Here is a 24,470-nt window from a genome sequence, read left to right on the forward strand (position 1 = left end):
CCGCAAAAATAATTCACTATTTTTATCTGTAACAAGTTTAAGCGCACCGCGTCTTATTGCTAATCGTACAGCATAAGCTGCATTGCCAATATTCTACGGAGTTTAGTTCATGGTAGATTTTTTAAGTTACTTATACCGCAGTCAATATTACATCACGCGCGTATTTCGGCCCGTCGACGGACTGCCAGCCCTTGGCTTAAGGCTGTATTTGGTGCCCGTTTTTTGGATGGCGGGCAGCAGTAAAATGGCCAGTTTTAGCGCCACCGCCGAATGGTTTGGCAACCCTGACTGGGGCTTGGGGCTGCCCTTTCCCACCCTATTAGCATTTTTAGCCACCGCCACGGAGCTAGCCGGCGCACTGTTGCTATTATTAGGCCTTGCAACACGTTGGATTGCCATTCCCCTCTCTGTCACCATGATTGTGGCGGCGCTGAGCGTGCACTGGCAATTTGGCTGGCAGGCCATTGCCGATGCCAGCGCCCCCTTTGCCAACGAGAGAGTTGTGGAATCGGTAAACAAACTCACCGCCGCCCGCTCGTTACTCGAGACCCACGGCAATTACGACTGGCTAACGTCGAGCGGCAATATTGTTATTCTCAATAACGGCATTGAGTTTGCTGCGACCTACCTATTAATGCTACTGGCTCTAATCGTATTAGGCGGTGGCCGCTATGTGAGTGCCGATTACTGGCTAAAACGTAAATTTCAGTCCCTGCGATGCGAGAAAACCGACTACTAAGCTTTAATTTTTTGAGGAAATTAGCGCCGCTTGGTTGCGCAAACGCAAGAGGATCAGTGACACTATGGGCTTAATCTGGGTTTGGATGCCGCAGTGTCACAGTCTGTTCTTGATCAACAGTTTATTGAGCGCCTGCAAGCCGGTGACAATAGCGCCTTTAAAACGCTAATCAGCAATTACCATAGCAAGTTGCTAATTGTTGCTAGAGCGATCGCCGGTGATGTGTTTGCCGAAGATGTAACTCAAGAAGCATGGGCATCGATTTATAAGGCCATTGGCAAATTTGAGGGACGCTCAAGCCTGTCGACCTGGATGATTCAGATTGTGAGTAACGAGGCTAAGTCGCGATTGCGCAGAGAAAAGCGCCATAGTAGCTATGGGGATATTGACGACATCCAGACCAGTGTCGACCCAGCCAATTTTGACAGCAGCGGCCACTGGAGTAGCCCGCCGTCGCGCTGGGAAATTAACACCCCAGAGTTAATGCTGCAGGAAGATCAATTGCGCCGCTGCATTGAACACACATTGACGATATTGCCAGAAAACCAAAAAGCGGTGTTTTTACTGCGCGATGTTGAACAAACTAAATTAAATGATATCGCCGAAATTCTTGCCATTAGCGAAGCCAATGTGCGGGTTATTTTACACCGCGCCCGCCTCAAACTTATGGCCGTCATTAACCACTATCAGGAGACCGGGGAATGCTGAACTGCCAACAATTTACCGATCTCGCCAGCGACCATCTCGACGAACAATACCGAGGCTGGAAGCGCATTGATATTCGACTGCATCTTATTATTTGCCGGCACTGCCGGCGCTTTAACCGTCATCTGGACCACAGCCGTCGCACCGGCGCGGCCTTGGCCAAGCAATTGTGGCAGATTGACTCAGCGAATAGTGAGCAGGTGTTCTCGCAGATACTGCAGGCGACTAAGTCAGCTGACGACAACTAGCTTAGCGCCCCTTCCGGCAAATAAACACGGAACTCGGCACCTTTACCAAGCTCACTTACCACCTCAATACGCCCTTCATTTTCTTCCAGAATACGTCGGCAAATAGCCAAGCCAATGCCGGTACCTTCGTCGCCACTATTGGCGTGTAAGCGCTCAAAAACCCCAAACACCCGCTGGTGATAATGACCAGCAATACCAATGCCATTGTCGCGAATAAAAAAGCCAATCTCACTTTGATTAGCGCTGTCGAGGGGCCCAATTTCTATTAACGGTGATTCCTGATCACGACTAAACTTAATTGCATTATCTAAAAGTTCGAAGATCAATTGATGCAGCGCTGGCGGCGACATATTAACCGTCCCCAAGGGCTGACGACGTAACTCTGTGGCGTATTTTGTCAAGTTCGCATCGTGTTCAAAAATAGCGCGGTCGAAATACTCATCGAGTACTATCGGACCCGCAGGCACAAGCGAGTGTGGCTCGCAGTATTTTTGCAGATCCTCGATCATCACAGTCATACGCTGGGCGGAACCAACCATGGTCTGCAGCCATTTAGATTCGTCCTCGCCCAAGTTTTCGGCCAGCCGTTCGTTTAACAATTGACCAAAAACCGAAATCGAGCGCAGTGGTTCTTTAATATCGTGAGCGGTTACTCGCGCGTACTCTTCCAGCGCGGCATTAGAGCGCTCCAATGAATCGTGGTTTTTTTCTAGTAAATTTTTCATTACCCGGGTTTCGGCCAGCTCTTTGGTACGCTCATCAATTAGCGTTTCTAAATCTTTTGTTAACCGCTCTACCTGCTGCTTTTGGCGGCGATTTTCGTCGGCCTCTTCGCGCAACTGCTGATTGAGCACTAGCAACTGGCTATTACTGGGTATTGCCAAGGCCTTGGGTATAAGCGGCCACACTAAAATGGCCGTGCCCACCGAGGCGATGGCGGTAATCAACTTAACGCTACCACTTAGCCAGTAAGCGCCGTACCAAACGTTAAATATATTAATGAGGTGAGTAGCGCCACAGGCAAAAATAAAGATCGCGAACATCACAAAAATATAATTAAACTTGAGATCGTCGCGCTTGCGCACCAAGTAAACCAGCGCCATGGGAATAGTAAAATAAGACAAACTAATCACGGCGTCACTAATTACATGGAGGCGAACTAAATCCTCATTCCATAAATAGCAATGCCCGTGAGGGGGCATCTCGGGCCCTAATAATTTTGATAGAAATCCGTTGTCCATAAGCGTTTGTATTCCAATAAGCGCCAAAATCTATTTGGCTATCCAACCAATATATTGATTATTAGCAATTCCCTTTATCCAAGCTCCCTTTTATAGCAATATCACCAATGCAAGGTAACAGGGGATTCCACCTAGCCGCCTGCTATTGCCAGCCCTAAGAAATCACTCTTTACCGGGATGACTGCTATCCTGCTCAGGGTATTTTGCCGTAATCGACCGGTAGAACTTTTGAATTTCAGCGACATCCTCGGCAAATCCCACGTTGGGATAATACGGGGCAAACAGCGAAACCGTTTTCTTAGCATAGTCTAAGCCCACCGCCACAACCGGCACCTTGGCGGCCGCCGCAATATGGTAGAAACCGCCTTTCCACTGCGCAACTTTGCTGCGAGTGCCCTCGGGCGCAATAATTAGCACCATATCATCGGTTTCTTTAAACAAATCAGCCATTTGCGCAACAAAATTATGTTGACTGCCGCGTTCAACGCCAACCCCGCCCAGCCAGCGCAACAACACCCCAAGCGGGCCAACAAATAATTGATGCTTGCCCATAAAGCGAATTTGGCGCCCTATGCCGCTAGCCACGGCGACCATTAAGAAAAAATCCCAATTGCTAGTATGCGGCGCAACAATCAGTACATATTTCCTAGGCGATGGCTGCTCCGCAGGCAATTGCCAAGACAGCAACCTCATCAAGCAAACGCTTAACACCCTCACTAATTTAAGAAGGCTTGGATAACTGCATATTGTCTTTCTTTGAAGCAAAGCAGCCCCGTTAGTGATGATTGCCACAAGCACCTATTTATTCTAAAACCACCGTGTAGATGGCAGCCATAAGTAGCGATATTACACAAAATCGTGGAAATGCGCTTGCCCCAACTTATAGGCTCTACTATCCTCCCTTTCAGTATAGACACTCATCAGCACTGCGGCGGGCAACCGGGCATAGATAGTTAGTATCCAAGGGAGACCGTTTTTGCCAGCATCAAGCGCCAAGCTCAATCGAGCACTACTCCTGTGCAGCCTGCCACTCTTTGCCAGCGCAGCTCATGCGGCAAGCGGCGACTACCAACTTAGCCCTTTGCACAGCAATCCCGCCGCAGTCCCGCTGCGCAGTGATGTAAATGAATCCCTGCTGCAAATGGATGGCTACTTCTTTGTGGACGACAGTGATGGTCTAGTGCAAAGCATTAAAGAGGCCTATGACGAGGGCCGCTCGCTACAGGGCCGCTCTCGCGGTGTATTGGTTATCCCTGGCGATGAAAGCGCGCTGGTCGCAAGCCTAGAAAGCATGAGTGACGACACCAACGGTTTTAACGTAGGCGCGCATTTCAGCTTAAACACCCAATCGCCGGCATGGCATATCCTTGGTGGTTCAGAATTTCGCGGCACAGAGCGCTTCAACTACGACGAAGCCGACGCAACTCGCCTGCGCTTTGCGACGGTTTTGGGCTTATTTAGCTTTGGCGAGCTGCAATCGTCGATGGAAATATCAGTGCTGTGGTTTAACTTTCTGGGCGCAAACTACCGCTTTAATATCGACGGTTTACCGAACACTCAATTTGGAATCACCGCCAAACTGCAAAATATCAGCCTAATTGAACGCAGTATTCTGATTTCAGAATACGATGAAGAAAAAATCTTCGATGCCGACCGCGATGTGGATCACAACCTGCAGCTGAACGCCGACCTCGGCGTGAGCCACCGACTGGGTGACTGGAGCGCAGGCTTAAGTATTAAAGACATTTACCAGCAAACCATGCGCAGCACCCTTGGCACGCTTTACCAACAGCGCAGCCAATTCACCAGCCATATCGGCTACCAAGCGACGTGGGGCGAGGTTCAACTGAACGCAGACCTCACCCCCCAGGCTGGGTTTGGCGAGATTCCCTCCCAGCGCATTTACGATTTAAACAGCAGCATCCCACTGAGTGAACGCGTTGCACTACTACTGGCTTATCGCTGGTTCGACAGCCCCTATAATGACGACGCACCCACAATCGGCCTGCACTACAACCTAGATCAGCTGCTGCATATCACCGCTAAATTCAGCTACGCCGGCAGCAATGAGCTAGGCGGCAGCATTAATCTACAGCTGCCACTTTAAGGTTTAAGCTGCATCAGCTTTAGCGGGGATAAAGCTCATGGCATGCTCCGTTAAAGCCGTAATCGTCAGCGACGGATTAACTCCGAGATTCGACGACAGCATTGAGCCGTCGCACACCAGCATATTACGGTAGCCAAACACTCGGTTTTGACTGTCGATCACACCCCCATCAGGACTACTGGCCATTCCCACACCACCCATACAATGCGCGGTAGCGGGAATATTAAACAAAACCTCAGTTATCAAACTGCCCGCCATGCCGCCGAGACGACGCGCCGTGCGCAGAGCAAATTCACTGGCCTCGGGAATATGCGCAGGTATAGGGTCACCCACGCTCACCATGCGCTTGCGCCACGGCCAATACCAAGCCCGCCGGTACTGCATATCAATATGGCCATCGAGTGTCTGCATACACAGTAAAATAATAGTCTGGCGAGCCAGACCAAAGGGAATCAAGGATGTGACTGCTTGCTTGGGACTTTTTATCAATAATTTCAGCATGGTGAAAAGCCAGTTGAAAATCCGCCGCCAATCGGGCTTGCCCCGAGTCATCGCGGTAACCAGCAGCCCCATGGCGTCTGATCCACGCGGGTAGCGAGTGGCTTCAATATGAGTTTTATCATCGAGATAAATACCCGAGCCAATGGCAATACCGGCATCCATATTTTGCTCGCCGGGCAGGCGCACACCTATTAAAGACTCGGCGTTGGTTCTAACCCGCCGCCCTAATTGGCTGGAGATATTCGGCAGCGAACCCTTGTCGCGAAGTTTAAACATCAGATCTTGAGTGCCCAGCGACGACGCTGCAAACACCACCGCCCGCGCTCGCCAGCGGCGGGTTTTGCGAAACAGCAGCGAGGTGCTAGATACCGTAGTGATTTCATAGCCGTCTTCCCCATCGGCCTTACCGTTAAGGGGCACCACATTTACCACCTTGGTTTCGGCAAACACTTGGGTGCCCTGCTTCTCGGCAAAATACAGATAATTTTTATCGAGACTATTTTTAGCGTTGTAACGACACCCAACCATACAGCCACCACAGGCAATACAGCTATTTCGCTCAGGACCCTCGCCATCAAAATAAGGGTCTGGGTAGGATTTACCCTGCGCCTCGCCCTCATCGCCAAAAAACACCCCTACCTGGGTTTTATAAAACGATTCGCCACAACCCCAGTCTTCGGCGGCCTCTTTTAATAGGTGATCGGCTGGGCCAAGGATGCGATTCTCGGTAACACCGAGCATTTTTTGAGCGCTTGCATAGTGCGCCGGCATTTCTGCCTGCCAATCTTTTAGGCCCGCCCAGCTACCCTGCTGCCAAATCTCCGGTTTGGGCACCAATAGTGTATTGGCGTAAGTAATCGATCCGCCGCCCACGGCATTACCGTGCAACACCAACACATGCTTAAACCAGCGCAGATTAAAAAAGCCTTTAAGGCCGAGCATTGGTCGCCACAACCAGCGATGGAAATGCCAGTTTGAACGAGGATAGGTTTCGGCGCTCCAGCGACGACCCATTTCCATCATGCCAACCTTATAGCCTTTTTGGCTCAGGCGATGAGCTGCCGTTGAGCCGCCAAAGCCAGAACCAATAACCAAATAATCGAAATCATAATCCACAGCCCAACCACTCCCCTTGCTCGCAAAGTCCGCAACCGATTCCGGCAAACATAACGCCATATACTCGCGAGCTCTTTATTTGACAACACAGCATGTCACTTTACATCTGACAGTGGCTCATGTCAAAATTACCAAATGACCGAAACCAAGCTAAAACCACGCCGCTACCGCGGTGCCAGTGGCGACCAACGCCGCGCCGAGCGCTGCCAACAGCTCCTTGATGCGGGCCTCTTTGTTTTTGGCGACATTGGCTATCCGGCTAGCAGTGTGCGCAGTATTTGCGCCGCGGCAGGGCTTACCGAACGCTATTTTTACGAATCCTTCGCCAATAAAGAGGCCTTGCTCGCCGAAGTTTACCAAGCGCAAACCGACTACCTAAAAGAGACTATGCTGCAAGCCTTTGCCAAGGCCGAGCGCAATAGCGAAGCCTTTGCCCGCGCCGGGCTGCATGCCTTTTTCGATACCTTGCAAGACAAACCAGCAGTTGCACGCCTGCTGTTATTTGAAATTCTTGGCGTGAGCGACACCCTCGACCAGCTCTACTACGAGGCCATGGAAGAATTTGCAGTGCTGATTCGCTCACTGGCTAGCTCGCTGGGACTTGCCGATATTAGCGAGCGGCCAGATCAGGATATTATTTACGCTGGGCTCGTTGGCGCTGTCATTCAAATAGCGCGGCGCTGGGCGCTCACTGGCTATACCGCCCCCATTGACTCCGTAATTAATAGCAGTCTGTTTCTGTTTGTTGCCACCGCCAATTACGCTGCACCAACCGCATAAACACGCCCCATTGAGCCCCACAACTGCGACGCGCCATCGCTCAGATACAACCAAGAAAACCCGCCCCCAAGACATTACTCGAGCTACTGCACTATAGTTATGCTGCCACCACTAATTTGGTACAGGTAGGGACTTTTATGTAATAGCGTGATAGTTTACGGAGTCAACATAGCACTAACGATTTACCAAAGCTGGGCAGCCCCTAGGTACTACAGCAGCTCGGTATCCGTTATTTACTGGCACTCACCCATGGCCGTGCCACCAAACATGCAGGTTTAGCCGATGAAAATGCATTTCCCAGCCCTCATCATTTGTTCCGCCGTCTTGATTTCGGCCTGCGGTGGCTCTAGCTCCTCCACTAGCAGCCATAGCAATAACAAGCCCACCACCGGTAGCGCGCCACAAAATCGCTATGCAATGGCCAATGGCTGCTACGCACTGCAATCAGCGCAAACCGACAAATACACCGTCGCCGCAAGTGATGGCAGTTACAGCAATACTGCTGCAAGTGTCGCTACTGCCGAAGCCTTTTACATGCAAGCCGCAACCCTCGGCAAATATTTGTTTTACAGTAAAGACAAACGCTTACTCACCGCCGACACCGCAGCGATTAGCGGCGAAGCCGTGGCAAGTGACGCGGCCATTTGGACCATAGATAAAAACCAATCCAGCAATACCTTTAGCATCGTATCTGAAAGCACCTCGCAGACCATGCAGCTCGACGACAGCAGCAAACTAATTGCCGGCCCCGCCACAACGGCGCCAGCGGCCCAGTTTAACTTTGTACCTAGCACCAACTGCACCAACTACCCAGAAATGCCAACCGCGATTAGCGGCGAAACCTTTAAGGGCAGCGGCGCTGATAAACCCATTATCGGCTTCGCCGATGTTCACACCCACATGGGTATGTCTAGCGAGATGTCTTACGCTGGCGACGTTGGCCCCTCGGCAGGCGGCGTACTTTACGGCCAAGTTATTCACCGCTTTGGCGTTGATCACGCACTGGAAGATTGCGAAGAATTCCACGGCCCCAACGGTATTCGCGACGCCAATAATATTCTCGAAACCGACCCTACAGGCACCCACGAAACCAAAGGCTGGCCGACCTTCGTCGACTGGCCGCAGCGCAACTTCTTAACCCACCAAGTGATGTACTACAAATGGGTGGAGCGCGCCTACTTGGCCGGCTTACGGGTAATGGTTAACCACGGCACCAATATCGCTGCGCTGTGCAAAGTGGGCCAAAGCTACTCGCTCATGCCAGACGCCGACTGCGACGACATGAGCGTTGCAACCAAGCAGGTTGAATACCTTTACGACGTGCAAGACTATATTGACGCCCAATCTGGCGGCCCCGGAATGGGCTGGTACCGCATTGTAAAATCACCACAAGAAGCCCGCGAGGTTATTAACGAAGGTAAATTGGCGGTAATTCTCGGTGTAGAAGTCGCCCAAGTATTTGACTGCGGCGTGACATTTTTACCCGGCGGCGGCGAACAACGACGCTGCGATAAAGCCCAGATTGACGCCGAAATTCAGCGCTTATGGGACCTCGGCGTACGCCATGTTTACCCCTACCACGACATTGATAGCTCCTTGGGCGGCACCGGCATATTCAGTGGCGACGTTATTAACTTCCTCAACTTTTTAGATACTGGCGCGTTTTGGAAAACCACCGAATGCCGTAGCTACCCGGCCGACGAACCCTCGGTTCGCACCCCAGGCACAGAGATGACCACCGCCATTCCCGGCAGCGGCGACGACCCACTGTCGCAGGCTATCTTTGAAGCCACCGGCGGACTCACGCCACTCTACCCGCCAGGCAAACGCTGCAACCAGCGCACCGTTACCGACTTAGGTGAATACGCGCTGCGCGCCCTAATGACCCGCGGCATGGTGATTGACATTGACCACGCGGCCTATCACAGCAAAGACATTATGCTCGACATTGCCGATGAGCAAACACCTAAATACCCGCTAGCTTCATCCCACGACGCCCACGGCGGCCTTACTAGTGATCAAGTAGTGCGCATGCTGAAAAATGGCGGCGTCGTCTACCCCTACAAAGGCAACGGAATTAAACACAAGGAGTTTTTAGCCAAACTGAAATTCTGGCGCACAAAAGCGGGAATTAGCGACTCTGACCAAGTGTTAGGTTTAGGTTATGGCGCAGACGGCAATGGCTTTGGCGGCCACCCTGGTCCGCGTGGCGGCGACTCTGAACCGGTGCAGTACCCCTTCCCGCTGTTTAGCGGCGACGACTGGGGATCACAGTTTGCCAACTTTAAAACCGTAAACGTTAATATGCTGACCATTCCCGAAAGCGGAAAATACTGGCATATCGACGAAACCGGCATGTCGCATTACGGCTTGGTCGCCGACTTTGTTGAAGAAGTGCGCCTTGAAGGCGGCAAAGAAGCCCTCGACGCGCTGTACAACTCAGCCGAAGGCTATGTGCAAATGTGGGAACGCGCTTATAACCGCAATGGCAATGTAAGCAGTGCGCCATAAGCTGGTTTTTATCGGCTGTGCAGCGCTACTGCTCGGCGGTCTCTGGCTACTCCTTAAACCGAGTAGCCAGCCTGCAATTGCAGCGACCACAACCCTACACGAATACAATTTTGTGGTTAACGGTCACTACGAATCTCAACGAATTCGGGTGACCCAAGGCGACACCGTAAAAATTGAAATTCGCAGCACCCAAAACGATCAACTGCATTTACACGGCATAGACAAACACCTGCACATCGCGGCCGACACCCCTCTCAACTTTGAATTTGTAGCAAGCCAACCCGGACGCTTTGCGCTGGAACTGCACGATAGCGGCATTCAGCTGGCTACGTTTGAAGTTTATCCCCACTAATGCATATACTCAGCCGCACCCAACAAATCGGTGCCAGTGTATTTGGCCTAACGCTAAGCAGCATTGCGCAAGCGCACTCCTTCGGCGAACCCTACACACTACCCATGCCCTATTGGATGTATATCTATGGGGCTATAGCAGCGCTGGTTTTATCATTTTTAATACTCGGCTTTTTTTACCGCGCCGAGCAGGCCTCGCGGCCACACAAACAATGGCCAATTGGCCACCCACGTTTATTCAAATTCGCTAGGGCCATAAAACTCAGCACACTATTAAAAAGTATAGTGCTGCTGAGCTTTGGCCTAGCAATTGTCAGCGGCCTCATTGGCAATCAAGACCGCTACCGCAATTTCAATATGACTTTTTTCTGGATCAGCTTCGCGCTCGGCGCCAGCTATCTCAGCGCGGCATTTGGCAACTGGTACCAATACCTTAATCCATGGCGAGTCATGCTCGCGCCGCTAAAGCGATTTAGCCAAGGCCGCCAAACCTACCCTAGCCAACTCGCCTACTGGCCCGCCGTCGGCCTCTATATGGCCTTTATCTGCCTAGAATTATTTGGCAATACCAAACCCTTTTCGCTATCACTCATCCTAATCAGCTACACCATCATTAATACACTGGCGGTGTGGCGCTACGGCAGCCAAAACTGGTTTAAATATGGCGAGCTATTTTCGGTCATGTTTCAGCTCATCGCCAAGATGGCGCCACTGCACTACCAGCCAAGCGCCGAGGGCAAATATAAACTCCAGCTACGTATGCCCTTCAGCGGCTTGCTAGAGCAGCGTGTAGAGCACGGCAGCTTACTCGTCTTCCTATTATTTATGCTGTCGTCCACCGCATACGACGGCCTACGCGAAACCAGCCTGTGGTTTAACCTGTTCTGGAAAGACCCTTTGCATATCCTCGAGCCGCTGCTGGGCGAACACCCGCTATACGCTTACCTAAGCCTGCGCCCGTGGTATATCGGCTTCGAAACAGTGTGCCTATTGCTATCACCCTTTCTCTACCTAGGCTTATTCAGACTATTTTTGTGGCTGGGCAAACTCATCACCCAAACCAAACTCTCTGTTAGCGAGCTGGCACTGCGCTTTGGCTACAGCCTGTTGCCGATAGCCTTGGTCTACCACATCACCCACTACTACACCCTGCTACTCAGCCAAGGCTTAAAAATTCGCGGCCTCATCTCAGACCCCTTTGGCTGGGGCTGGAATCTATTTGGCACCGCCATAAGCGGCCGCCTACCAGTACTGCCAGACATGGGCTTTATTTGGAATAGTCAGGTATGGCTTATTCTGATCGGCCACGTCGCCAGCGTTTACCTCGCCCACGCCGAAGCCCTGCGCAGCTTCCCAAGCCAGCGCCAAGCCAGCCTCAGCCAACTGCCCATGCTCTTACTAATGGTTATCTTCACTGGTGCAGGCTTATGGATACTTGCGCAGCCGCTACAAGGCTAAACGAAAAGCCTATAAATACCGGCAAAACCGTATCCGAAAAATCTAATTGGCATTAATTTAAACTTATTCGGCAATAGGGCTTGCAAGAATTAATTTCCGCTCCTATAATGCGCGCCCTGTCATAGAGAAAACGACAGCAGATCAGTTGCGGGGTGGAGCAGTCTGGTAGCTCGTCGGGCTCATAACCCGAAGGTCGTAGGTTCGAATCCTGCCCCCGCTACCAATTTAAAGAACGGCAAATCAGTTACTTACTGGCTTGCCGTTTTTTTTCGCCTGTTGCTTTTAGACCCCCGTGACACTCCGTGACGTTTTCCGTGACACTTTTGAATTCAGACCCGCCCCGAGCAAACGACTCTATGACCTTCGGTCACCACGCCACGATTACAGCAGTGATAAAAATAGCCCGAAGCAGTAAAGCCTGACGAGCCAACAAGATCAAACCAAGGTTCGCGCAACTCTCCAGCCCACCGATCAACTTGCACCAAAACACACAGAATAGGAAACTGGCGGTCGCATGCCAATAACATCATTCAAGACACCCGCGCCAAAGGCCCATATAAATGCAGAATATATCAATCGTTGTAACCTCCCCTCCATCCCAAGAACTCTCTGATGGTGCCTTGAGGTAGTTGACGAATACAATAACTCGACAGTTTGGGACGATACATTTGAAACCGACTATGACGCATCAAATGAAGCTCAACGCATCATTCGAGACGACGGTATTTGCGCACTAATTGGCCCAGAGGGAGACGAAGAATGGGACTAGCAAGCTCAAAACCACGAAAGACCGTAACGCAAAAGATAGCACGCCAACTTATCTCATTGAAATTTATGGAAAGCGCGATATGATCAGGAGCACGGAATATATGGCAGGCATAACGGACCCTAAGCTATGCTTTGTCGCCCACACAAACAACGGCGGATATAAATCCATACTTGCTACCGAATGCTGAAGCCCCTCGAGCAACTTTTTCGCTAACCTAGATAGCATCGCACAGGCAACCAAGGCATTGCGACGCAAATGAGCCGCAACGACTACAAAGCCACGATTGATGGCGGCCTTATACTTATTAGATTCAAGGAATGATATGTTAGATATTTGTATACGCTGCCCCTCTAAAGATTGCGAAAAATCCAAGATCGAGACTTTTGATTTTTGCCAATACGGCGTCGCATTTTACAACACAGGTAGTATCATCAAAAAGAAAGAGGAGTCCGTCACTTTAAGACATATATCGCACAATTTAAGGCATGAACTAAACAAGGTCCTCCAAACAATTGTTGCTGAAGCCTCCCTTATTGACCCAAATGTAAGCACTAAGAGAATAGATTTAGATAATCCCGCAAGCAAAATTGTTGGCGCAACCGTAATAATTGATCAGTTTATAGAAATGATTGCAGGGGTAAATGAGTTTCATCCAAGCTCTCATTATTCTGCAAATTTAGATAAAAAGACTAATCTTATAAAGATTCTAGATAAATATTCAAAAGTTTTTTCTTTGATCGTAAATACACGAAGATCCAAAAATATAAATTTTAACTTTGAAGTAGACAAGAAAACGGACATCACCTTCGCCTCACATATTATCGAGTACATAATCTCAATCATGATAGATAATATTTGGAAGTACAGTATTGATGGAAGCACCGCCACTGTTTCTAGCATCAAAATTAATACAAGCGACATTAACCTTAAGTTTATTAATATTTCAAGACCTATTCTTGACTCGGAAATGATATTTGAAAAAGGCTTCCAGTCTAGAAATGATTCCGAGGGTTTTGGGTATGGCCTATATTGGGCACAAGTACTTGTACAATATTATAATGAGCTAAGCAAAAGGGATTCTGATTTATTAGAGTTAACTCATGAGCAAAATTTATTAGAAAACGAACAAGCTAAGCAAACCTTTATAATCAGGAACCTTAGATCATGAAGCATAAGCCACTAAACGGACTTGGCAAGCTCCTAATGAAAATCGACAATGTAAGCATATGCATCATAGACGACGAGGATGTTTACTTTAATAAGGCCATGTTAAATACGGCTAAAAATTCAGGTTTCAATGAAATTGATAGATATTCAAAAATAGATTACGCACTGCTCGACAGATTGCAAAAAAATCCATATGACATTGTCGTATTGGATGTACAAGGTATAACGGAGCCCTCTATCGCGAAGGATGGGATGCAGATAGCGTCACTGTTAAGTCGAACTACTTGTAGCTATATTGTAATTACATCAGCGCATCAATTTCACTTGATAAATGATATGACTAAAGTAGATTACATAATGGAGAACAAGATACAAACCACAGCTGATTTTATAGATGAACTGATAGAAATAGTAGATGACTTTATTAGTAAAAAAACATCTTTCTACAAGAAAATTATTTTTAAAATTGGCTTTTCAATGTTCAAGAAAAGCATTTCACAATAAAATCAGATAGCACGCCCGATTCGGGATATGTGACCGTACGTATTTCGCCCAAATCCGGACTCGATGAGCTCAATATCGTGCCGGATTTCCGTTCATTACCTACAGCTTAGGCAGATATTAAATCTTAATCTCCCTCTATATATCGGAGCAAGTCCTTCGGCTCACACTCAAAATAAACGCATAGTGCATTTATTGTATCGGTGTTGGTGTTATAGCCAGGAACATTAGCAACACGAGTTAGTGTAGCTCGACTAATACCAGTGACCTCAGATACCTCTCCCACCGTTATCCGCCTTTTCTCGCGAAACGATTTTTCGTCTAGAAGCTGTTTAAACAATATCCGAATCACGTTGAAGCCAACCCTTGCCACACCCAATAATGCGCCCAGTGTACCAAATTAATCACAAATGAGCATTTTAGCGCTTGACTGATTCTTTATAGCGCAATATGATTCACTTAAGCACCCAATGAATCATATGTGAGCCAAGGAGAAGCACATGACTACGACATACCTTACAACCGAAGAACTATCTGAGCGTATCAAATATGACGTACGCACCATTCGGCAACAACTCAATGACAGTGTATTGCTAGAGGGTAAACACTACATAAAGCCATTTGGTCGGCGAAAAATTCTCTACATCTGGGAAGCTGTTGAAGAGGAGATGTTGGCGCGGAAGTCTCCCAATGACATTGAAATCCCTATGGCGAACGGAGGTGTGTGCTATGGGTAAGGTTCGGGTACGGCCTGATACAGGCAGGCTGCTTCTAGATTTTTCGTATCAAGGAGCACGCTTTCGGGAACACACAGCGCTGCATGACAACGCCCAGAACCGGAAAAAGGTACAAGTACTTCTCGACAAAGTAGAAGCCCGAATAAAGCTTGGGGAGTTCAACTATTCTGAGTTTTTTCCTGGCAGCAAAAACATTCAGAAATTTCTGGAGGTAGATCCTAACCACACCAATACGAGCCAAACGCAGCTTGTACGGGTACAAAACAGGAGCGTCCCCGCGAAGCATTCAACAAGGGCACCGCTTTTTGAAACTTTCGCACGCCAATGGCAAACCGAAAAGAAAATAGAGTGGCGGGCATCTCATGCCCGCAATATTGAATCGGTGCTTTCAAATTCGCTCATCAAGTTTTTCGGCAAGCGCGCGTTATCCGATATCACTAAAGCCGAGATTCTCGAATTCCGCTCAAAACTGGCATCGAAGCCCGGCCGTGGCGGTAAAGAGCAGATTGCAGCCAAGACCATCAATACCCATATGGCGCTATTGAAGGCCATTTTGGAAGAGGCCTCAGATCGCTATTCCTTTGAGAACCCTTATAAGAACATCAAGCCCCTCAAGCTTCAGCGCAGCCATGTTGAGCCATTTTCCCTAATAGAGGTTAACCGCATCATCGAATCGGTACGCGAAGATTACCGCAACTATTATTCGGTGCGCTTTTACTCGGGCATGCGTACCGGCGAAATCGATGGGCTTCGCTGGGAGTTCGTCGATTTTAAGCGCGGACTGATCGCTATCAGAGAAACACTGGTTCAAGGCAAGACCGAATACACCAAAACTGACGGCAGCCAGCGGGATATTCCCATGCTAGGGCCAGTTAAAGCCGCACTAGAGGCTCAATATCAAGCAACCGGCAAGCTCAGCCCTTATGTATTTTGCAACACCGAAGGCAAGCCCCTAGACCACAACAATATTACTAAGCGTGTCTGGTACCCCCTACTCCGCCATCTAAGCCTGAAGATGCGGCGACCTTATCAAACCCGCCATACCGCTGCGACACTATTACTGGCTTCCGGTGAAAACCCCGAGTGGGTCGCTAGGTTTCTCGGCCACGCCAGCACCGAAATGCTGTTCAAAGTGTACTCACGGTATATACCCAATCTGACACGACAAGACGGCTCTGCATTCGAGCAAATGCTTGGCGTACAGGATGAACGGCACGCAGCCCAATAACACAGTAGGGATAAGGGGAAATATTCATGACAAATGAAACGAACGATACCAATTTTATCGCTTTGCTCACCCTAGGCGATATGCGCTTACTCAACATCAAGGTACCGGAACATCTTGCAGATGATCCTGATGACGCTGTACTAGGGCTACCACGCAGTGCCGCACTTATGCTCGCGGAACGCATACTGAACATATGGGAAGTGCCGCAGGGAGACATAGAAGCATTTCTAACTAACATCGCTGATGAAGCATTAAGCAACCTCCTCGTTATCTATCAGCTACTGCAGGTCCTATTTCCCAGAAATGAGCCAAGTAAGTATGTACACACAAACAATAAGAACTACGACGGCCGGACAACGTGGCAAGCAATTCAGAACGGCGAATCGCTAAAGGTCCGCAAATACCTAGAACATAAATCACTTGGGGGCGGCTGGTAAACCAGATTGGCTATGCCCTGCCCCTAATTGAATATCGATTAACAACAACACCAATTTATACGGAACAAAGATGATGGCGCTAAACGCCAACAGGAGACGCTATGAACACATTAACTAAAGAGACTGCCCGCTCACTGGCAAAAGTAATCAACAGCCGCCTTTCGACCTGTTACAACGATGATTTAGTCGCTATTCTCGGTACCGGTCGCGAATCGAATAATGAACAAGCCGTACAATCATGGCTATTGTCTCGCTTCGCCAACATCGAAGTCGGGCGCACAGACATGCTAATGGAGTACGCCTTAGAAGTGTTGATTCAGCACCTCGATGACCTACGATTGAATGTGGCCATTGGCGGCAAATCAGAGCAAAAAACACCGCAAAGCTTCATCCCAGCAAAAGCCCTTACTGAAAGAGAGCTACGCTGTATCGCTCGCGCAATTTATTTGCTGATTTCGAATGAACAATCAAAGCCCTACCTAGATGCACTGATCGAAGTAGTGCTGAAAGGCGACGGCAATACTATTGAAAAGATTACGGCATGGGTTTTCACCCATACGCAGATTTATAGCTATTTCCCCAGCGAACTGACATTGCCCTTAGCGCAGCGCTTGATGCACAAGCTGAAGCAGGCTGGCGAATCATATTAGATTAAAGCGACAACAAGTGTGGGCTTACACAATCGAATTGCCAGGCAGTGGCGCGGCGGTGAACCCAAGCATAAACAACATTATGTAGGCGTGCAGGTGTAACTTAGGTTCACCTATTATTTGGCCTGTAGATTCACTCATAAGATACCCCTGGCGGGTTTATGGTATGGCCACTTTAGAACTCAGCCGAGGGCTGGTATTGGTGCTAGAGCCAGACGCCTTAGCGTTCAGGCGGCATTGCATTAACTGGCAAAAAGCGGACAAAATAACACTTCAATAGGTTTACTCGATCCAGCGCTAAATTTCCGTCGTTAATTGAAGCGAAGGTTTTTACTATGCGCTGAGTTGAGTAAAGAAACGTGCCGCCTGAAGTTTGGCTTCATCAAAATATTCGCCTTGTTGGTTGCCAGACTTTAACGCCACGGCTTCCATTTCCACCCACATATAACTGTAAAGAATAAGCCCAATTATTTGCAAGTACTCATGGGCCGAGGCACCAATAATATTTGCATCCTAACCTGCCCTATCCATAACACGCTGCATATCTTCCGCTAATATTTTCGTTGGCTGTTTTAATTGCGCACTTAGCGATGTTGATGTCACTTTTTGCGATCTACTTTAGTATAATAGCAAGCATATAATGTGTTAAATATTTCATCGGGGTAAGTAATGGCGTTGGATTTCGAAGAACTGAACTGTTTCATTGAGACTATTCTAGCAGCCAATGACGGAGATCATTTTACGACGCTGGGGATTCGTCCTGAGTATGTAGAGCGTCACCGGGCTGGCCTGTCGATGCCTTATGGTGAAGCCTTGGTGGGGAATCCGGATACCGGCGTTATTCACGGTGGTGCAATCACGGCCTTATTGGATACCTGTTGTGGCTTTGCTGCTGCGACTGCATTAGATGATTTGGGGCTAACCCCAACAATTGATTTGCGCATTGATTATATGCGCCCAGCGACGCCAGGCCTTACCGTGTACGCTGATGCTGAAGTGTACCGTGTTACTGAAAGTGTGATTTTCACCCGTGCTATCGCACATCACGGAGATACTAATCTGACGATTGCGGCGGGGGTAGGTAATTTTTTCCGTATGGAGCCGGACTTATTTGCCGACATGCGCCGGGGGTTTCGTGCTTCCCAGGCAGTGAAAAATGGAAAACTAAAATCTGGTGATAGTGCTAATGGATGACTCAGAAATACGCACGCTGATAAGTCTGGTTCCCTACGCTAGGACCATTGGTATAAAAATGAGCGAGGAAACGGGCTGTTATTTATTGCCGGTAAAAATGAGTAATGTTGGAAATCCGACGCTTCCAGCTCTGCACGGTGGGGCCGTTGCTGGTTTTATGGAGCTATCGGCTATGCTCTACGTCTTGCAACAGAGTGAAAGCGAAAAAATTCCCAAGGTCATCGATTTCGCGGTGGACTATGTGCGAGCGGGAAAATACTTGGCCACACATTCGCGTTGCAAGCTGGTGTATCTCGGTAGGCGGATGATCAATGTAAGTGTCAGTGCTTGGCAGGAAGATGAAGCCGCACCGATTGCGATGGCAAGGGCGCAGTTTTTAATAAAGGATTAACTTGCCGAAGTAAACATAGTGCTTATTTTTCTAGCCCTTTCCAAAGCAATAAATTTAAAATCGATCACACAGGTAAGCGAGATAATGCATATGAGGCGTCACCAACAATACATAACGCGCGTAAGATATCGAAGCGAAGATCAGTATAAAATTAATGAGTGTTGCTAGTTTTTTGGTGCTCTTCACCGCGCAAACCCCGTGTGCTTGAGCTGCAAGTGTCAGGAGCTTCAGATATGCGTTTATTCAGGAGGTGGATTTAATGAAGGCCCTAAAGGTGCTTTTAATTGTCTCGACGGTTGCGATATACGCAATTACTGGTCTAGCGTCACTAACTCAAGGGCTGAACTGGCCTGCCGTAGCTATGGCTGACTTGCTCGCGCTCGGGTGGCGAAGCCAGTTCGATATCGACTTCCTTATTCACCTGTTCTTGCTTGCTACTTGGGTTACTTGGCGAGAAGGGGCGGGCCCAAGAGCCTATTTTTTTGCGTTCCTCAGCATCGTTATGGGTGGAATGTTCAGCTTCCCGTATATCCTGTTCGCTGCGTACAAAAGTGGAGGAGAACCGAAAGCACTACTTCTCGGTGTTCACGCGCGGCCGTAAGCCTAACATGGCGCTAATGCCAGCCCCTCGGGGTGACCGTTGAAACACAAGAAAGGCCCGCCGACGTTCATCTGATTTAGAATTTATGGCCGCTCGCTTATAAGCAGAAGGCGACGGCCACCTCATTTCTCTTATCCGATCTCCCCGGATTTCTGGGGGCGATGGAAAAGCCCTGCAATGCTTTCAGGCTCGCTTTGCAACACGATTCTCAAGGCTTGAAATCAGTTCCCCGCCTTTGGTTAATCCCTTGGTTTACTCTGTAGGTATTTTTTGGGGGTCATTTCAAACCAGCGTTTAAATGCCCTGTTGAATGAACTTTGTTCATTGTAACCCAATAAACCGGCAATTTGAGACATGGGGATGGCGTCGTGCGCAAGAAGTTTTTTAGCTTCTGTGATTCTGACTTCGTCAACAAGCGCTTCAAAGGTGTAGCCTTCTGATTGTAGTTTGCGATGAAGGGCGCGCTCGTGAAGCTTCATGTTTTCTGCAATTACCGGGCGTGACAGTTGGCCGGTCGGTAGCAGTTTTTGAATTAAATGACGAGCTTGCTTGCTGGTCGATAAATTCGGTTTACTTGTGGAATTGGAATCTATTTCTACCATAGAGAGATAGCTGGATACCAAACCGTGAAGCTGAGGGTTGTGGGAGCTCAATTCGATATCTAAAAAGTCGGTGTCGAGCTCTATTGAATCATATTTTTGATTAAATACCGTTGGGCAATTGAACGCGCTTTGATAATGCCTTTCTGGACCGATTTTTGAATGACGGAAATGAACGGCCCGCGCCTTAAATTTTCCTTCGGTAAGCAAGTGAATAATGTGAAGCGTGCAAGCGACAGCGTGCTCAACTGCCTGTCGACTGTGATTGGCGTTGACATTAATGAGATCTAAGCAGACATGGCTTGGTTGGTCCTCACTCTCTCTCAATGTGAGTGAAATGGCGGGGGTGAAATGGTACAGAAATTTTCCTACACTTGTTAATGCTGACCTGACATCGTGCGCAGATAGTGCTAAAAAAGCAACTGGACCAAGAATAGAGTGATCCTGTCGCATAGCAAGTTGTAAGCCAATATTGGGTAGATTTAGGCTTGTGGCACTTAACTCAAGTAGGTCGATAAAGCTTTGATATGGGAAAAAATAGTCTTCCTGATCTAGTTGACTGTAATCTATACCTGCTTTGAGGCATAAATCCTCAGCATTACCTTGTAGCTCCTCAATTAGGGATACAAAATTATTTAGGCAGCTGGCCCGTACGCGTGCAGTCATTGAGTCTCACAGGTATATAGGTATTGTTATCGTTGTGGGTACGTTTTTGATCTGCTCGGAGCATAGCAAGAATATGCAGAGTTTCCTACTCAGGGAATGAGTGGCACTTCGGTGTAGGCGGGGGAGCTACCCATTGTCTGCACGGCTGCTTTGGTGCTGTTTGTTTATATTGGTTTCGGGGGGCTACTGTATGACGAACTAAATATAGCGCGGGAACACTCGCCCGCATTTACGGGCGAGCGGTGAAAGGTGTTTTAAAGTTGTGAATTAATCAGCCCATCGATTAGGGGAAGGGTTGGAATAAATGGCTTTAAATTTTCACTGTAAGTCGCCTGTATTACATCGCCACCAGGTAATCCGGAGAGAACGTTATTTATGATTAGGTTGCCCTGTAGTAGATCGCTGATAACGATAGTATTTTCCGGCCCTTTTAATAGAACATCATAAGTGATTAGTAATGGATTATTTGGCAGTATATTGAATAGCGGTGACGAATTTAACCCAATGGCTGCGGTGGTTGCTTGGAGTGGGTCAACTAGCGTCACCACTAATCCCCCGCTTAGGCTCCCCAATGTGTCGGTAATACCCTGAAGCGGACCTAAGCTTTGGGCGTTGACAAGTGATGGGCCAGTCATTAATGCTGCGGTTAAAGTTGAGTACGGAAGTAGTTTTTTTAACATTATTTTCTCCGGTATATAAAAGTGACGGGGTTATACGAGCGTCCATGCTCTTTGAGTAAGCTAATACATCCAGTATTACGCTGCTTTAATTCGCTCCTCTCAGCATACCGCTTGAACAATTTTAGCCATCGCTGCAGGGGGTATATTGTAAAACATTGCGGCAGGGTCAGATGCAATCGCATGGTAAATAGCATCTTGCTTATCTTGGTTGACCTCCCAGCGTTTAAAGTTGGTTGTACAGCCTATGCGCTGTTGGAAGTCTATTAAGAATTTAATGCAATTGCCCAATAGTTCTTGGTCACTACCATTTTGAGAAAGATTGAGTGCTTTGGCGAGCCGCTGCCCTTTGCCTGCATAAAATTCAGGGCATGCTTCCATCACGACGGGAAGGAGCGCGGCATTGGCGTCGCCGTGGGGGATGTGGAACATGCCGCCGAATGCGTGGGCGCAGTTGTGAATGGGGATTGCGTTTAGGCTACCGCCGAAGGCGTCGATTGCTAGGCTGCTCGCTTGTAACATATTTGAGCGCGCGACAACGTCCTTGCCATTATCGATCACCTTGGGCAAATTTTCGACAATCATTTGTGCGGCATGAAATGCGTGAGCATCTGTCATGGCATTCGCAGTTGGCGAGGCGACAGCCTCCAGTGCGTGTGTTAGAGCATCCATTCCTGTTGCAGCGGTGAGGAAGTCCGGTAGTCCTAAGCACAGATTCCCGTCTAGTACCGCCATGTCGGGCTCTAGAAAAGGCGCGACAAGGTTGGTTTTAATACCTAAGGCTTCATTGTAGAACACCGCTACTGGTGAAACCTCTGCTCCTGTGCCAGCAGTGGTAGGTACGCCGATATGAGGGATCCCCGAGTGCTGGCAGCTTGGCCAGGCATCAATTTTAATCCCACTCTGAAGTAAGTCGGCGATATCTGTTGCCCCGTGTTGAAGGGAGTATTTGACACCTTTTGAGGCATCTAGAACACTGCCGCCACCCACTGCCAGAATGGCATCGGCCGCCACGGACCTAGCATAAGCAGTTGCAGCGTTTACGGATTGGCAGGCTGCGTCTTGGCTTATGCCGGTATAAACGCCTACTAGCACGGCTTTATTGCTAGAGCAGCTGGCGAATACTGCCTTTATTTGGTCTACGATGCCGGCCTGTTCGAGACCAATATCGCTAAATAGCACCACTCTTTTGGCACCCATGCCTTCAAATAGCGCGGGTATGCGAATAACTGAGCCTGCGGCGCAATGAATCGTGCTGCGCATATTGTACTGATAGTAATGTGAGCTAGACATGCTGGTATCCTATTAATAATTAGCGTTCAATTAGCTGGGTCGCGAACCTTAAAACGTATGGACCAAGTGGTAAGTTGATTTTTTACTTGGGTCGCGTTCAAACGCTGTCGAAATCGATTTCAATTCTGTATACGAGTTTAGGCTGTTATGACTCATCTCCCGACCATAGCCGCTTTGCTTCATTCCGCCAAAGGGTGCGTCTGTACGCATCATGTGCCAGTCATTTATCCAAACTGAGCCAGCTTCGAGTTGGCGAGCAACGGCTTGGGCGCCAATGATGTCCTCGGTCCAGATGCCGGCCGACAGTCCGTATATTGAATCGTTTACGATGTTTATGGCTTCGTCTAGCTCGGTAAATTTTATAATAGACACAACTGGGCCGAATATTTCTTCGCAGGTGTGTTTCATATCATTCTGGCAATTGGTGATAATAGTCGGTTCGAGGAAATAGCCATTTTCGAAGCCTGACACAATCTTGCGTTTTCCTCCGGTAACGATGTGGGCGCCTTGCTCTTGAGCCGATTTAAGATAGGCCTCAATCCGATTAAACTGCTGCTCCGAAACAATAGGGCCCATGCCAGTTGCAGGATCGAGTGGATTACCTACGACTATTTTTTCTGCCAAGGTCTTCATTTTGGCGATGAGTTCATCGTGGATATCGACATGGACAATTAATCGACTAGCTGATTCACAAGCCTGCCCAGAGTTCATCATGATGCCGAACAGTGCGCCATGCGCGACCAAGTCGATATTGGCGTCAGGCATTACGATAGCCGCGCCTTTGCCACCGAGCTCTAGCGTGACTCGCTTTAGCGTGGCAGCTGCAGCAACTTGAATATTTCTACCTGTTTGAGTGGAACCTGTAAAAGATATTTTATTTACTTTGGGGTGTTTGACTAGGGCGTCACCCACTTTTACCCCCGTACCACTTACTAGATTCAATACACCAGCCGGTAAAAATTGATTAATTAGCTCAATTAAGCGAAATGTCGATGTTGGCGTTAATTCTGATGCTTTTACGACCACGGTGTTACCTGCAGCTAAGGCTGGGGCTATTTTCCAAGAAAGTAAAAGAAGCGGAAAGTTCCACGCGGTAATAATGCCGCAGACGCCAACAGGTTCTTTGACGACCATGGTGTGAACTTGTTCTGGCAAAATCTTTGGTGAAAGGTTTTCGATAAATGGGTAGTTTTTGATGGACTCGGCAAGAGTGAAAAATAAATCGGCGATGGCCAAGATATCTAGTCCCATTACCCGCTTGATCGTTCCGCCGGAGGCTTGAACCTCTAGAATAGCTAGCTCTTGGGCATTCGCTAATACCGTGTTACCGATTTGATACAGCAATTTGGAACGCGCGGTTACGCTAATATTGCGCCAATCTGTACTTTTCAATGCACGGCTGGCTGCGTTTACCGCGAGGTCTACATCGGTCGCATCGCCATCGGCGGTTTTCGCTATTAGATTGCCTGTGGCAGGACAATGCACGTCAATATAGTGACCAGAGTTTGGCTTTACTATATCGCCGTTAATGATGTGATGATAAAGCGGTAATTCATGGGCGTTGTTCATTTAATGTCCTTGATGTTGGTCTGTATGGATATAAATGTTTTATTTATTTGTTTATTTGTTTATTTGTTTATTTGTTTGAACTGATTATTGATGTTTAGTGTTGATTGGTATTGGCTTTTTAGGACGTTTTTTTGTCATTTGAGAATTGCCAATGCGGCTGTCCTAATTTGCCAAAAAGTTGTCCGCATCGGAAAAGACGTGAGATTGCTTTTGGTGGATTATGTGCACTTGATC

27 protein-coding genes and 1 tRNA gene are annotated in these 24,470 nt (G+C 48.4%); 18 read left to right on the top strand and 10 right to left on the bottom strand.

All coding sequences use genetic code 11. The features are described 5' to 3' along the window. Positions 1-109 precede the first annotated feature (109 nt). The 3 genes from AB4876_RS14490 to AB4876_RS14500 all read left to right on the top strand — a co-directional run bounded on the left by AB4876_RS14490 (position 110) and on the right by AB4876_RS14500 (position 1,692). On the top strand, positions 110-739 hold the full coding sequence (locus tag AB4876_RS14490; protein WP_368382493.1) for an HvfX family Cu-binding RiPP maturation protein: 630 nt from the start codon (positions 110-112) through the stop codon (positions 737-739). 93 nt (positions 740-832) lie between these two features. Continuing rightward, positions 833-1,447, top strand: a complete 615-nt coding sequence (locus tag AB4876_RS14495) for an RNA polymerase sigma factor (RefSeq protein ID WP_368382494.1) — start codon at positions 833-835, stop codon at positions 1,445-1,447. Continuing rightward, positions 1,441-1,692, top strand: coding sequence for an anti-sigma factor family protein (locus AB4876_RS14500; protein ID WP_368382495.1), 252 nt, complete (start codon positions 1,441-1,443; stop codon positions 1,690-1,692). The genes AB4876_RS14495 and AB4876_RS14500 overlap by 7 nt, the downstream gene beginning before the upstream one ends. On the opposite strand, the gene AB4876_RS14505 is transcribed toward AB4876_RS14500, so the two are convergent. Further along, entirely contained in the window at positions 1,689-2,933 is a 1,245-nt protein-coding gene (locus tag AB4876_RS14505) for a sensor histidine kinase (protein WP_368382496.1), read from the bottom strand. The two genes, AB4876_RS14500 and AB4876_RS14505, sit on opposite strands and share 4 nt — an antisense overlap. 162 nt (positions 2,934-3,095) lie before the next feature. After that, complete coding sequence (locus AB4876_RS14510) at positions 3,096-3,626, bottom strand: 1-acyl-sn-glycerol-3-phosphate acyltransferase (RefSeq protein ID WP_368382497.1); 531 nt, start codon at positions 3,624-3,626, stop codon at positions 3,096-3,098. A 283-nt stretch (positions 3,627-3,909) separates the two neighbouring features. Between AB4876_RS14510 and traF the strand changes: the two genes are divergently transcribed. After that, complete coding sequence (gene traF, locus AB4876_RS14515; RefSeq protein WP_368382498.1) at positions 3,910-5,040, top strand: conjugal transfer protein TraF; 1,131 nt, start codon at positions 3,910-3,912, stop codon at positions 5,038-5,040. A 3-nt stretch (positions 5,041-5,043) separates the two neighbouring features. On the opposite strand, the gene choxAB is transcribed toward traF, so the two are convergent. After that, positions 5,044-6,717, bottom strand: coding sequence for a cholesterol oxidase (gene choxAB, locus AB4876_RS14520; RefSeq protein WP_368382499.1), 1,674 nt, complete (start codon positions 6,715-6,717; stop codon positions 5,044-5,046). A 75-nt stretch (positions 6,718-6,792) separates the two neighbouring features. On the opposite strand from choxAB, the gene AB4876_RS14525 reads away from it, so the two are divergent. From AB4876_RS14525 to AB4876_RS14545, 5 genes are all read left to right on the top strand, one after another. Continuing rightward, positions 6,793-7,437 carry a TetR/AcrR family transcriptional regulator gene (locus AB4876_RS14525; RefSeq protein ID WP_368382500.1) on the top strand — a complete coding sequence of 215 codons (645 nt, stop codon included), beginning with the start codon at positions 6,793-6,795 and terminating at the stop codon, positions 7,435-7,437. A gap of 282 nt (positions 7,438-7,719) precedes the next feature. Further along, positions 7,720-9,948: a peptidase M19 gene (locus AB4876_RS14530; protein WP_368382501.1), complete on the top strand. Its 2,229-nt coding sequence runs from the start codon at positions 7,720-7,722 to the stop codon at positions 9,946-9,948. Beyond that, positions 9,938-10,300 carry a multicopper oxidase domain-containing protein gene (locus AB4876_RS14535; protein WP_368382502.1) on the top strand — a complete coding sequence of 121 codons (363 nt, stop codon included), beginning with the start codon at positions 9,938-9,940 and terminating at the stop codon, positions 10,298-10,300. Before AB4876_RS14530 ends, AB4876_RS14535 begins: the two co-directional genes overlap by 11 nt. Next, the gene (locus AB4876_RS14540) at positions 10,300-11,757 is read left to right on the top strand and encodes a hypothetical protein (RefSeq protein ID WP_368382503.1); all 1,458 of its coding nucleotides are present in this window, start codon (positions 10,300-10,302) and stop codon (positions 11,755-11,757) included. The genes AB4876_RS14535 and AB4876_RS14540 overlap by 1 nt, the downstream gene beginning before the upstream one ends. 146 nt (positions 11,758-11,903) lie before the next feature. Continuing rightward, positions 11,904-11,980, top strand: a tRNA-Met gene (locus tag AB4876_RS14545). A gap of 106 nt (positions 11,981-12,086) precedes the next feature. On the opposite strand, the gene AB4876_RS14550 is transcribed toward AB4876_RS14545, so the two are convergent. After that, on the bottom strand, positions 12,087-12,287 hold the full coding sequence (locus AB4876_RS14550) for a hypothetical protein (protein ID WP_159269998.1): 201 nt from the start codon (positions 12,285-12,287) through the stop codon (positions 12,087-12,089). 561 nt (positions 12,288-12,848) lie between these two features. On the opposite strand from AB4876_RS14550, the gene AB4876_RS14555 reads away from it, so the two are divergent. After that, on the top strand, positions 12,849-13,694 hold the full coding sequence (locus AB4876_RS14555; RefSeq protein ID WP_159269996.1) for a hypothetical protein: 846 nt from the start codon (positions 12,849-12,851) through the stop codon (positions 13,692-13,694). Beyond that, positions 13,691-14,197 carry a hypothetical protein gene (locus AB4876_RS14560; RefSeq protein ID WP_159269994.1) on the top strand — a complete coding sequence of 169 codons (507 nt, stop codon included), beginning with the start codon at positions 13,691-13,693 and terminating at the stop codon, positions 14,195-14,197. Before AB4876_RS14555 ends, AB4876_RS14560 begins: the two co-directional genes overlap by 4 nt. A gap of 124 nt (positions 14,198-14,321) precedes the next feature. On the opposite strand, the gene AB4876_RS14565 is transcribed toward AB4876_RS14560, so the two are convergent. Further along, positions 14,322-14,567, bottom strand: a complete 246-nt coding sequence (locus AB4876_RS14565; RefSeq protein ID WP_368382504.1) for a helix-turn-helix domain-containing protein — start codon at positions 14,565-14,567, stop codon at positions 14,322-14,324. A 127-nt stretch (positions 14,568-14,694) separates the two neighbouring features. On the opposite strand from AB4876_RS14565, the gene AB4876_RS14570 reads away from it, so the two are divergent. The 4 genes from AB4876_RS14570 to AB4876_RS14585 all read left to right on the top strand — a co-directional run bounded on the left by AB4876_RS14570 (position 14,695) and on the right by AB4876_RS14585 (position 17,246). After that, positions 14,695-14,931 (top strand): hypothetical protein, encoded by a 237-nt coding sequence (locus AB4876_RS14570; RefSeq protein WP_008248011.1) that lies wholly within the window; start codon positions 14,695-14,697, stop codon positions 14,929-14,931. Next, positions 14,924-16,159 (top strand): Arm DNA-binding domain-containing protein, encoded by a 1,236-nt coding sequence (locus AB4876_RS14575; RefSeq protein WP_368382505.1) that lies wholly within the window; start codon positions 14,924-14,926, stop codon positions 16,157-16,159. The genes AB4876_RS14570 and AB4876_RS14575 overlap by 8 nt, the downstream gene beginning before the upstream one ends. Positions 16,160-16,185: 26 nt before the next feature. Further along, on the top strand, positions 16,186-16,596 hold the full coding sequence (locus AB4876_RS14580; protein ID WP_368382506.1) for a hypothetical protein: 411 nt from the start codon (positions 16,186-16,188) through the stop codon (positions 16,594-16,596). 101 nt (positions 16,597-16,697) lie between these two features. Further along, the gene (locus AB4876_RS14585; protein ID WP_368382507.1) at positions 16,698-17,246 is read left to right on the top strand and encodes a hypothetical protein; all 549 of its coding nucleotides are present in this window, start codon (positions 16,698-16,700) and stop codon (positions 17,244-17,246) included. Between the two features lie 333 nt (positions 17,247-17,579). On the opposite strand, the gene AB4876_RS14590 is transcribed toward AB4876_RS14585, so the two are convergent. After that, positions 17,580-17,750, bottom strand: coding sequence for an acyl-CoA dehydrogenase C-terminal domain-containing protein (locus AB4876_RS14590; RefSeq protein WP_368382518.1), 171 nt, complete (start codon positions 17,748-17,750; stop codon positions 17,580-17,582). Between the two features lie 165 nt (positions 17,751-17,915). Between AB4876_RS14590 and AB4876_RS14595 the strand changes: the two genes are divergently transcribed. The 3 genes from AB4876_RS14595 (at position 17,916) to AB4876_RS14605 (ending at position 19,432) form a co-directional block, all read left to right on the top strand. Beyond that, entirely contained in the window at positions 17,916-18,440 is a 525-nt protein-coding gene (locus AB4876_RS14595; RefSeq protein WP_368382508.1) for a PaaI family thioesterase, read from the top strand. Continuing rightward, positions 18,433-18,831: a PaaI family thioesterase gene (locus tag AB4876_RS14600; RefSeq protein WP_368382509.1), complete on the top strand. Its 399-nt coding sequence runs from the start codon at positions 18,433-18,435 to the stop codon at positions 18,829-18,831. The genes AB4876_RS14595 and AB4876_RS14600 overlap by 8 nt, the downstream gene beginning before the upstream one ends. Positions 18,832-19,090: 259 nt before the next feature. Beyond that, positions 19,091-19,432 (top strand): hypothetical protein, encoded by a 342-nt coding sequence (locus AB4876_RS14605; RefSeq protein WP_200842761.1) that lies wholly within the window; start codon positions 19,091-19,093, stop codon positions 19,430-19,432. A gap of 239 nt (positions 19,433-19,671) precedes the next feature. On the opposite strand, the gene AB4876_RS14610 is transcribed toward AB4876_RS14605, so the two are convergent. The 4 genes from AB4876_RS14610 to AB4876_RS14625 all read right to left on the bottom strand — a co-directional run bounded on the left by AB4876_RS14610 (position 19,672) and on the right by AB4876_RS14625 (position 24,236). Then, positions 19,672-20,697, bottom strand: coding sequence for an AraC family transcriptional regulator (locus tag AB4876_RS14610; RefSeq protein WP_368382510.1), 1,026 nt, complete (start codon positions 20,695-20,697; stop codon positions 19,672-19,674). 254 nt (positions 20,698-20,951) lie between these two features. Beyond that, positions 20,952-21,377 (bottom strand): hypothetical protein, encoded by a 426-nt coding sequence (locus AB4876_RS14615; protein ID WP_047012461.1) that lies wholly within the window; start codon positions 21,375-21,377, stop codon positions 20,952-20,954. 99 nt (positions 21,378-21,476) lie between these two features. Beyond that, complete coding sequence (locus AB4876_RS14620) at positions 21,477-22,667, bottom strand: iron-containing alcohol dehydrogenase (protein ID WP_008251353.1); 1,191 nt, start codon at positions 22,665-22,667, stop codon at positions 21,477-21,479. Between the two features lie 48 nt (positions 22,668-22,715). After that, positions 22,716-24,236, bottom strand: coding sequence for an aldehyde dehydrogenase family protein (locus AB4876_RS14625; protein WP_008251352.1), 1,521 nt, complete (start codon positions 24,234-24,236; stop codon positions 22,716-22,718). Between the last annotated feature and the right edge of the window lie 234 nt (positions 24,237-24,470).

Origin of the sequence: Zhongshania guokunii (assembly GCF_040892635.1) — a bacterium.
Classification (GTDB): Bacteria; Pseudomonadota; Gammaproteobacteria; order Pseudomonadales; family Spongiibacteraceae; genus Spongiibacter; species Spongiibacter guokunii.